12 protein-coding genes are annotated in these 10,535 nt (G+C 37.2%); all 12 read right to left on the minus strand.

Annotated elements, in window-relative coordinates:
* From ACY650_RS20000 to ACY650_RS20055, 12 genes are read right to left on the minus strand one after another with little or no spacing between them, the layout of a single operon-like run.
* A complete protein-coding gene (locus ACY650_RS20000; RefSeq protein WP_462250423.1) occupies nt 1-516 on the minus strand; it encodes a glycoside hydrolase family 108 protein in 516 nt (171 codons plus the stop codon).
* The gene (locus tag ACY650_RS20005; RefSeq protein ID WP_462250425.1) at nt 516-863 is read right to left on the minus strand and encodes a hypothetical protein; all 348 of its coding nucleotides are present in this window, start codon (nt 861-863) and stop codon (nt 516-518) included. The genes ACY650_RS20000 and ACY650_RS20005 overlap by 1 nt, the downstream gene beginning before the upstream one ends.
* Nucleotides 860-1,381, minus strand: a complete 522-nt coding sequence (locus ACY650_RS20010) for a DUF6712 family protein (protein ID WP_462250427.1) — start codon at nt 1,379-1,381, stop codon at nt 860-862. The genes ACY650_RS20005 and ACY650_RS20010 overlap by 4 nt, the downstream gene beginning before the upstream one ends.
* Nucleotides 1,378-2,673, minus strand: coding sequence for a hypothetical protein (locus ACY650_RS20015; protein WP_462250429.1), 1,296 nt, complete (start codon nt 2,671-2,673; stop codon nt 1,378-1,380). The genes ACY650_RS20010 and ACY650_RS20015 overlap by 4 nt, the downstream gene beginning before the upstream one ends.
* Nucleotides 2,674-2,688: 15 nt before the next feature.
* Nucleotides 2,689-3,231, minus strand: a complete 543-nt coding sequence (locus ACY650_RS20020) for a hypothetical protein (RefSeq protein WP_462250431.1) — start codon at nt 3,229-3,231, stop codon at nt 2,689-2,691.
* Nucleotides 3,231-3,830, minus strand: coding sequence for a hypothetical protein (locus tag ACY650_RS20025; protein ID WP_462250433.1), 600 nt, complete (start codon nt 3,828-3,830; stop codon nt 3,231-3,233). The genes ACY650_RS20020 and ACY650_RS20025 overlap by 1 nt, the downstream gene beginning before the upstream one ends.
* A gap of 15 nt (nt 3,831-3,845) precedes the next feature.
* The gene (locus ACY650_RS20030; RefSeq protein WP_462250435.1) at nt 3,846-4,943 is read right to left on the minus strand and encodes a hypothetical protein; all 1,098 of its coding nucleotides are present in this window, start codon (nt 4,941-4,943) and stop codon (nt 3,846-3,848) included.
* A gap of 27 nt (nt 4,944-4,970) precedes the next feature.
* A complete protein-coding gene (locus ACY650_RS20035) occupies nt 4,971-6,089 on the minus strand; it encodes an ATP-dependent Clp protease proteolytic subunit (RefSeq protein WP_462250437.1) in 1,119 nt (372 codons plus the stop codon).
* A 56-nt stretch (nt 6,090-6,145) separates the two neighbouring features.
* The gene (locus tag ACY650_RS20040) at nt 6,146-6,394 is read right to left on the minus strand and encodes a hypothetical protein (protein WP_462250439.1); all 249 of its coding nucleotides are present in this window, start codon (nt 6,392-6,394) and stop codon (nt 6,146-6,148) included.
* Complete coding sequence (locus ACY650_RS20045; protein ID WP_462250441.1) at nt 6,373-6,618, minus strand: hypothetical protein; 246 nt, start codon at nt 6,616-6,618, stop codon at nt 6,373-6,375. The genes ACY650_RS20040 and ACY650_RS20045 overlap by 22 nt, the downstream gene beginning before the upstream one ends.
* Nucleotides 6,615-9,008, minus strand: coding sequence for a hypothetical protein (locus ACY650_RS20050; protein WP_462250443.1), 2,394 nt, complete (start codon nt 9,006-9,008; stop codon nt 6,615-6,617). The genes ACY650_RS20045 and ACY650_RS20050 overlap by 4 nt, the downstream gene beginning before the upstream one ends.
* Nucleotides 9,008-10,465, minus strand: coding sequence for a hypothetical protein (locus ACY650_RS20055; protein WP_462250445.1), 1,458 nt, complete (start codon nt 10,463-10,465; stop codon nt 9,008-9,010). Before ACY650_RS20055 ends, ACY650_RS20050 begins: the two co-directional genes overlap by 1 nt.
* Nucleotides 10,466-10,535: the final 70 nt, after the last annotated feature.

Consider the following 10,535-nt stretch of genomic DNA (forward strand, 5'->3'; position numbering starts at 1 on the left):
CTACTTCCTTATTTCTATTCTATTGAACCAGCCTATATACTTCTCATTTCTTTCCTTCTTCCTCATAAGGTTAATGTAGAATTCACCTTGAAGTATATTCATGACATTAACAAGGGCTTTCTTATACTTATTGGATTCAAATGCTTTTAAGGTTGCAGGGCCAATGTTTCCATCAATACTTATGTTTTTATAATCTCTTTGATCCCTATTAGTTAGGTTAAGAGCTTCTTGGAATATCTTAGCTCCTCTAATTGTTCCCATATTTATTGAGGTGTCGAACAATTCTTTTGCAGCATCAGGCAGCATCTTATCGCAACTCAGCTTCAACCAAAAATCCTCGAAGTATATTTTCTTAGCATCTTCAATTGTAAGATTCTTTATATCTAAGTGCGCGTAACTTCTTTTAGATACCCCGAACTTGGTTTCACCCCCGGGATCATCAGGGTCGTTCACATATTTTCCTTCATGACCTATAGTGTATTCAAATGCATTATCGTAAGCTAGGGAGTATATCATTATCCTTTAATTTGCTTTTTTAACTCTCTGTTTTCCTTAGTCAGTTCTTCAACCTGCTTTTTTAGTTTTTTTGTAAGTGTCTCTATTTGTGAAATGTGAATATTGAGTTTAGATACTTCGTCTTCGAAGTCCTTTGCAGCCTCTTCGTATCTCTTTTTCCACTGTTCTTTTTGATCAGCTAGATCTTTAATCATTTGGCTATATAGTTTCCCATATATCTCTTGTGTTTCAGCCTTAGTCTTTCCCTCCTGAGCTTTGTTTATTTTACGATTAGTTAGCCATGCTATCAATCCTCCGAAGCCACCACTACTAATTATCGCGATCACTATAGTAACTATATCACTCATCTCTTTCTTATTATTCTAGCTCTTACCGATACATTTTGAACACCTGGACTCCAAAACGGGTAATCTGATGATTTACGAGATAAGAATTCTCTTACCAACTCCCATTGACTCCACCCTGTTAATCTGTTGTCGTTGTAAGTGTCTTTCTTCTCTTGATAAGATGTCTCTCTAGCATCTTGGTTGGTTTTAACAATACCTCCATATCTAGTATCCATCTTATGACCGAACATTGAATATCTAGCATATGTATATCGTGCAATAACATCTTTTAACCCTGGGTTTTCATATGTGTTTCCAGAGTATTCATAATCACCGCCATTTAGTAGATCATCTATTACTCCTCCATCTCCCACACCACCAGTAATAACCTTCCAAAACTCATAGGTAAACAATGGTCTTACATCCTTTAGCTGAGCATCATCTATGTAGGTTAATATTTTGGGATCATTATCAATGACTTGACCAGATAATTCAGGTCTAATAGATCTAATAAAGGAAGCATCAATTAATCTTATCATTGCTCTGGTTCCTTTAGTGGTTTTTCAATAAGAGGTTCCAATACAGGTCCAATTGACTTAAACTCTTCGGTGTGCTTAAACAATGTTTCTAGCACTCCTTCAATCAACATTTTATCTTCTTCGCATTCTTCTTGAAATGATAGTTTTGCTTCTCGTAGCATCTCCCCACTATTCCCGAATAATGCGCTTTCATTTCTCTCGATCAATATTGACGGTATTGAATTGATTGATTTTCTTATGTTGTTGGCAACAGATTTCTCAACCTTCTCATACATGTCAGGTTTAATATTAGATTCAATTGATTTTACTAAAAATCCATCTTCCATTTTTGCCAAATTATCTCCTGGCTGCATCTGCAAATGGATAGTTCTGCCGTTATTTTCAGCCCCTAAGCTTGATTCAATTACCTCACTTGTTCCTTCTGCCTCACTCTTAATACCTCTGTATTTTGTCTTTGTAGCATCATCCATTGAATCAATTTCTGATTGACTCATTCCTGCATAATCTCCCATCAAAGGCGGTGTGACAACATAGGTTATACCCATGAATCCTTCTCTGATCCCTGTATTATTTCTAATTGCAATCCGTGCTTCCGTATCAGCATCATTGTATGCTGGATCAATATGAGCTAATGGATATATACTATTACTCGGATTGAAAAAAAGTATCTGCCCCTTATAGTTCTTTATTTTCTCTCCTATATTCTTTCCTGGAGCTTTTTCGATTTGATTTCTTATAACATCTTGTCTCGGGTTGAATACATCAATCCATGCAATGTCTTTTTCTTTAGGATTTCCCTTTGAGCTATCCCAACCTTCATATACACCTATCTTTCCGTAATGTCCTTTATCGTCTTTTTTTCCCTTTCTTCCATACGTGTAAGGAATCACATCGTATGTGTCTATAGTGAATTTTAAATCATGACTTAGCTTTTCATCTTCTTTCTTGAATTCTGAAACGGCCTTATATGTGACATGAACGAATGCACCTTTTTGACGCCAATAGCTATTACCTAAATCAGTAAGAAAATCTAAGCCCGTCTTTTGTTTTTCAGGATTGATAATTTTCTTGTTGAAATCAGCTATCCCCTTACCAATTGTGTATTTTCTTGCTTTCTTGACAGCGGCGCTTGCTGTTGGGCTAGAATCAATAATTCGCTCTATCCTTTCTGGATATAGGTTATCTGCTCCATTTTTATATAGAGGAAGCTTAGTATCAAGGTTACTTACCTCCTTCGGTAATTCCTTGATACTAGCTTTAAAGAGTCTCGCTGAAGTCTTGGCTTCGGACATCTCTCACCTAATTTTTTACTCTGCTAATAGCTCATCTAGATCCACTTCACCGTTTTCGATGATTCTAGCTTTAAGCTCTTTTACATTTCCTTCAGTCTCCAATTCTAGTGCTGTGGCTACCTGAACAAGCTGTGGCTTAAGCAATGAATTTACTTGTTGATCAAATGTTTGTCCTGAATCTCCACCTTCCATCAATTCATCTATGTTGTCTGGCAGCTTCTCAAATAGATCTTTCCCTTTTGGGTGTTCATTTATCAATTCAATTGCTTTCTCATCTGTTAGATTACCATTTGAAACAGGTGCTGCTCCAAACTTTGGTTGAATACCGTTGTACATTGGCTTTAATTCAAAGCCTGAGTTTTTAACTTCTTTCATCGTGCTAATTTTTTGAATGTATTTATTAATCTTATTTTCAAAAGATGGGCATGTGTGACAGCAATGTGCGTCTGGCCCGAATAGGTCTTTGTAATCTTGGCAGAACTGAAGAGCAAGACGGTTGCCGCTTTCATCTGACCCCGTCTTTATCTCCTCAATCTTATATGACTGCCATTCCATCATTACGCTTGAGCGAACTTGTTACCGAATGCTGTTTTAGTTGTTGCATAGTCAGTATCAAGAAGCAAGTGAGGCACATTTGGCTCGTAGAATCCTTCTGGCGTTTGGAACGTAACTACAGGCAAACCATCGTTCTCGTTAGATTCATCTGATACAATCACCATTTCCAACCCAATTAGGTACCCATAAAACAAGAATGCATCTGCTGAATCAGCTCCTTTCCACAATCTCTCAGAGATAATGTAGAATCTTCCATTCTTCATCTTATTTAACTCCGCTCTTCCTGCCTTACTGTTGTCAGCCCATATCAATTCAGGTAAGATGTGTCTTAACCCGTTTTGAGTGTTTTCATTAGTCACAAATTCGTTTGCATGTTTGATGTTTTGCTTGCTTTGAATTCCTTCAAATAGGAAACCTGATGTTCCGCTATTCAGCGTCAACCCATCAATCAACTCTTTTGGGTTTGATGCATCTAATGAAATACCTGATTTAGCCAAATCTTCCCAGTTTATAATCAAGAGATTTTGCTCTAATCCTTTAACTGGGGGATTGTTATCGCAATCCCTCAGTATATCTGCTGCTATTTTTTCTGTACATGACATTTTTAACCTCCTTCTTTAGTATGCTGCAACTGCCATGTAGTCTTCCAAGAACTTGAAGTCAAACAAGTCTGCAAACTTCATCACGTTAACTTCTTCGTACTCTGCGTAGAATGACTTAACCTCTGATAGAGACTCTTGACTAGGTGTACCCATTGGAATGTTTTCCTTAGTAGTCAACAATGCTCTATGTGGGAAGTTTATAACACTCCCGTCATCTTGTTTAGCAATGTGCTCATCCCAATCATATCGAGGAATTATGGTTGTGTTTCTATACTTGATCTCTGTCACCTTACCATCCTCTGCTCTTTCTAGAGTGAATGCTAAAGACTGATCTTCCAACCAGTTAACATAGTTTTCAGCTAGGGCAGATGTTGAATGAATAACTTGCTCTACGCCTTTATTTACTGCTTGCTTGAATCTAGCATCTCTTTTGTTAAGCATGCTTTTGTAGATACCTCTTGCGTATCCATCTGCTAGATCATCTGGCCCAAGATTTTGAGCATTGTAATCACCACCTTCATTCACATCGATATTCACATGATATTTACCCCCTTCTTGTAGAGTGGTTTCTGCAAACACTTGCTTCCAAATACCATCTAATGGAGTGTAATAAGGCATCTCCGAAGAATATGCGTTATCATAAACACCACCACCCGAAATTGTATCTGCTGCTGAATCGCCAAACCAAGCTAGTCGATCAAACATTTGAATGATTGCATCCGCAACTCTCATCATCACTACTCCTAATTCTTCAGAATCTACTTGATTAAAGAAATCAGATCCGGCTCTTTTCTTTTTGAACAGTTTGAATAAGTTGTTAATATCCGCTTCGCAGTGTTCAAGTCTATCTCCAATTCTTTTAGGTCTCCAGAATTTCTCTGTAAGTGGTAGCGTGTTTGAGCTACCTTCAACTCCGCACCCCGAAATACTTTTACCCACCAAGCCTAAAGTTCCTATGAAGGCAATCTGAGTATCATACTCTATACCTGTATGAACTTCGTGGTACTTTTCAATTTCACCAGTTGTTAATACTGCTTCAAAAATTGCTTTACCAAGATCTTTAGCTTCTTCTTCGTTTATCGTTAGTCCCGATACGTCTATTTTACTTGCCATTTTTTTGTCCTTTTATTTTGAGTTTTTTTAATCTTCCTTCTGTTTGAATAATGTTCTTTTCTTAGGCCCGTCACTCTGATTGCCTCCTGCTCCTCTAGCCTGAAAATCATCTAAATCAAGATTGGCACCCTTAAGGCTATCCTGCAGAGCTTCGAACTTCTCATTCATCTCATTAGCTTGTGCTTCGAAATTTTTGATTTTCTTTTCTTGAGTTTCCTTATCTTCTTTTAGTTGTTTGTTTTCAGCTTGCAGTGTTTCGTTCTCTTGCTTTACGTTTTGATTCTCTTCCTTCAATGCCTCCATGTCTTCATCTGGCTCATCTGCAGGCTCTTTGATTTCTGATAGTTCGCCATTAGTAAATACATATGTGGTTCCATCTGGAAGTAGATATTCTCCACTTGCTGATTCTCCATCAACGTTTGCTTTATCACCAACTGATGGTGTTGCATCATCTTCTAGATCAGGAAAATCTATTTCCGTACCGTTCGCATCTTGCACTAGTAGTGCATTTGGCTTAAAATGAGCCATTAAGTTTTTTATGAGCTTCGTAAACCCTGATATTTTCTCATTTATCTCTACTGCTTGTTCATTAGTCATTATTTCTGTGTTTTGATTATCTAAATCGAGTTGTGCAACAGCTTGAAATTCTTGCTCATATTCACCTTGAATGAATCCAATTTCTAAAGCCTTGCTTATGGATAAGAATGTCTCTTCTTTCATGAGACTCAATGCTTCCTCTTTACTTAGTTGCGTACTTGAAGCATAATTGTCAGACATTTCGTCTTCAATTTCTCTCAACATTCTCGCCCCCATCTCCATCTTATCAGCATCTCCTCTTATATCTCCCCAAGGGTTATGGATCATTATGTCTTTATCACCAACTGCTTGAGTGTACAATCTTTTATCCGATGCTAGAAATGGTTCTGTAGCTATACTCATCACCTTCCCATCCGCAATTGCAGTAATAGGTTTATTAAGAGATCCTAAAAATTCTTTGATCTTCCTTCCCCATTTTACCTTTCCTCCTGGGGTATCATAAAAGCATTTAACCTCATCGCAATCATTGTTTACATTATATTGAGCAACAATTGATTTGTATAGGCTTTCGTTAATTTCTCCTTTTATGAATATGTGAGCTACCTCCATGAGTACAAATAGATTGCACTCTGCTCTTATTTTTTGATCACCATGTTGATCAATGATTATTTGAAGAAGTCAATAGCTCTTCTAACTGTAGGCACTGAAATGTTTCTTCTATTGGAGATTTTATAATAACGCTTCATAGCTTTCGGCATCTCTTCTTCTAGTTCTTTAAACTCTAGCCATATCTCAAGGCGCATAATCCATACAGGGTCAATCATTCCAGCAACAACCAAACTATTTAAGCAATCACTATTTTCCTGCATCACTTTTGCGATGTCTAATCTCTCTACCACTTTCCTACTGGACATTTCTCTTCCTTACTTCTAATCTTTGCCACAATCGGACATCCACACTTATCGCATTTTAGTCCTTCTACTTCTTTTAATTCTCTCTCCTTAAGTATTAGCTCAAATACACTCTTAACTGCAAAGTCACATGTTGAGCATTTCTCCGCTCTACTCCTAGAATATTCCGGCATCTTGCCAGTAGCGTAATTGGCCCAGCCTGTCAATATGGATACTAGCTTACTCAAATGTTTGCTTGTGATTCAACTATCGCTACATTTTCTTGCCCTGCATTAATATCCTCAACTGTAACTATTGGATTAGGTAGACTTCTGTTTGCCTCCGCTAGTTTGCTTGCTAATTCATCAATATTTAGCCCTTGAGAATTATTACTTCCACCATTTGATCCAATTAATCCTCCTGTTGCAAATCCAGGTACTCCAATGCTAGCAAAGGTTCGCGCTCCACCTAATGCTGCAATTTGATTTTCGTTTAATACGGCTTCTCCTCGCTTGGCTGTAATTAATACATTGTCGCCATTTGGTTGAGTGGGTATAGACATATTGTCGTTCCCTATTAATCCTCCTGTTGCGAAACCTTTTGTAATGATTGCCTTACTTCCGCTAATAGCGGCTGCAGCTGATATTTGAGCAATCTGCTTTGTTGCATTTGCTTTTAATGCTATGTTTTGCTCGATTGCTGCTTTAATTAAAGGTAAGTTTGCTGGGGGTGGCAATGCAGCTGTTGCTTGAGCTAAGTTTCTTGCGCTCGCAGCGGCAGTAGCTACTTTTACCTCTCCTGATTTTAGTAGTGCTTCGCTAGCTATTCCAGCTAATTGCGCTCCTAAACTATCACCTAACAAACCTTGAAGAATTCCAACTAACTCTCTTTGTATTGCAGCTTCAGCTTGAGCGTTAGCACTTGCTGCTTTAAGATTCTTATCAAATGCTTTCTTCTGTTGATCGGAGAATATCTTATTGAATTTATCTCTTATAGATTCAATTGCTTGCCCTCTTTGTTCCTCGAGCATAATCAACAGCTCCATTTTCTGTTCTTCATCTAATTGAAGCTTCTCTAGCTCTAATTGCTGTTTTTCGAATTCCTGTTGAACTTTTAATAATTCACGTTCTTCATCATTCTCCGCATTATTTAACTCTATTTGATTTTTGAGTTCTCTTTTCTTTTCGTTGAAGGCTAACTCATTTTGAAGTTCTTTTTCTTCTTCTAATTTCCTATGCTCTTCTCTCGCAGTGTAAAAATCCTTTTCAATTTGCAGTTCATTGTTTCTGGCGTTTTGTATGGCTGTAGCTCTAAGGTTTGCATTTTCGCCAGCTGCCTCTATTTCAATTTGCTTGATTGCTTCATTTTTTTCTAGAAGAAGTTTAAGCTCTTCGATGCTACCTTGCTCAACTTTAATTAACCTTTCTTCAATTTGAGCGATTGATAGATCTCTTATCTCTTGATTCCTTTCTTTAAACAGGGCTAGATCATTTGCTTCTTGCTCACTTATAAATCCAGCACTCTCTTCTTTGATGTCGGCTATTTCTAACTCTATTTGCTTTACCAGCTTTTGTGTTTCTAATGAATTTTCATTTGCAACATTCAATAGATTAGCCGCATCAAGTCGCTTCTGTAGAAATGCAACTGATTCTTCTTGACGTTGATTAATAACTTCAAGTAGCTTTAAGTTGGCTTGATTTCTTTCTTCAAATGATTTTCGCTCATCATCACGTATTTGACGTAATTCTTCAGCTTGTTTCAATTGATCTTTTGTACGCTTATCTGCTTCAATTTGTGCAACCTCTAGTTTTTCAAGTTCTATTTGCGCGTCTGCCCCTAACCTAGCAATTGCCGCTTCTGCTAATCCAAAAACTTTTGTATTAAATGCATCTATAAAGCTACTTAGCAGTCCATTCCCATCAGCATCAGCTCCTACTGCTCTAGCTAAACTATTATTGAACCTACTCATCGCAATATTCAATTGGCTCTGTGCTCTTTGGAAATCTTTTGCCCCATTTGTAGAGCTCAGATACATCTTACCTAATGCAGCTAAAGCCCCTACACCCGCAGTAACAGGATTTACAAACGAGATAATTTTATCTTTCAGTCCTCCAAGGGATACGCCCCATAGATTTTGCTCTTCAACCGTTTCTCCAATGGAGGATTTATATTCTTTAACAGTTAGTACTCCTGATCCAATCGTTCCTTGTAGTCTCTTGTACTCTTCATCTTGCTCTTCAATTACCTTGAGTAGCTTACCGCCTACTGCTTCATTCTCTCTTTGCTCTTCAGTTAGATCCCTGTAACGATTCCTATTTTTCTGGAGTATTGCTCCAAGTTGATTAATTGAGCCTCCTGAAGTTTTAATTGCTTGCGTCGACTTGTCTTGAGAATCCGTATATGCTTGAACCGCTTTAATTGAAGACCTGTGATTCTTCTGGACTGTCTTTAATTCAGAATCCAGTTTTGTGTGCTGTTTAGAATATTCTTCAACAGATACTTTACCATCATTGAAATCTTTCTTTAGGTCTTTCATTTCAGACTTAAGGCCGATGATTCTTTTCTCTAATTTGGCTCCACTGGAAATTGCTGCGTCAACATCCCAATCAAGTTCTACTAATTCTATCTTCTCTGCCATTATACCGGTATTTTAAGAAGTTGAGCCGTACCCACTCCGTTTACTATATTCTTTATTCTTAGTACATAAAACCTTGCTCCCTCCTGTCTCAAATAGACTAGTTTGAACGGATCGAAATTGTAAATGTCTTCTTTGCTTAAATGAACCTTGAATGACCTTCGCTCCATTCTTTCAATCACATTTTTTATTGTAGGATAATGTTGATCTATGTTGTCCTGCATATCCAATTCGGATAGTTCCATTTCTCTAATATTGACTCCAGAATCAGCCCCATAGACATATAGGTCTGTGGTACCTTGATCAACCTCATTGCCTCCAATTTTCGGGGAGATGTCAGAGACCTTCAAGCTATTGAGTTCGCCATAGTCCCCGACTTCTTCGGTGAAAATATTTAGCATTTCAGTATTTAAATCACCACCATACTTGGAGGTAAATACAGTTGCTTTATTCTCAATGTTTTCATTATCAATAAGCATCGAACCACCGGCTTTATCATCTGAATATTCAAAGTCACTTGATTTTGCATAGCCGTTTGGTTGAAATTCTGTTTCAACTGACTCAATTATCTTACTAGACCAATCTTCTATGTTAGTAGTGTCATTTAGTATATTCTCAAGTCTCCTTATGGTGACATGATTGGATATTCTATCTTTCTTAATTGAGCACCCATATTTTGACAAAGCATCTTTAATAAAATCTGCTTGATCAATTTCCGGTAGAATGTTTTCGAATTCCATCTCAAATTCAAGCTGGGCGCTTGTAAGCTCCTTAACCTGAACTACTGTATCAATTTCGTATTCAATTGTTAAATCTTCAGAAGCTGGAAGTGTTGGTACTCCTGCATTATATGCATAGATCTTCATCTTAATTTCAAGTTCTGGATTTGATGAAGAAACTTGCTTTCTAAAACTTACTGATCGTTCACTATCATTTTGGAATTGATTTAGTAGAACATCCGGAAAAAAGTCAAATACAGATTGATCTTCTGTTTGATTTACAGCAAATGGGCCATACAGTCTATTTGATTTTGGAACTATTGATTCTGTCTTCCCATCAAATTCAATTAAAATCTCAACAAAGAATCCAATAGGCTCATTAGTTGGATTGGAAACACTCGCTATTTTGAATAGCTCAAAATCAACAAAAACATTAAAGTAAGAATTAGCTATTGCACTAATTATCTGACTATTAATTGTTATTGTTCTTGAGTAATAATTCGTTCCTTCAAAGCTTTCATTTGTTGATGCTGGAAGTGTAACAGTAGGGTCATCTGCTTTTGAGAAATCTAGGTTGTTATCAGTACCAATTATGTCTAATTCAGGACTTGTTGATGGTAGCACATAGTTTTCACCTATTTGCGTTTCATTTATATCTTCCCAAGTTTTTGAAAACGAAGCCTGTGATATTATCATATCAAATATTTCATCTTCTCTTAAGCTTGGTAACATGTCAATCATGTCTACCAATGACTTGCCTTCGGTAAATATTAGGTTAGTGAAATACCTATATCCTACATCCGAGTTGTTT

The sequence above is a fragment of the Ekhidna sp. genome (genome assembly GCF_963691765.1).
In the GTDB taxonomy this organism is placed as follows: Bacteria; Bacteroidota; Bacteroidia; order Cytophagales; family Cyclobacteriaceae; genus Ekhidna.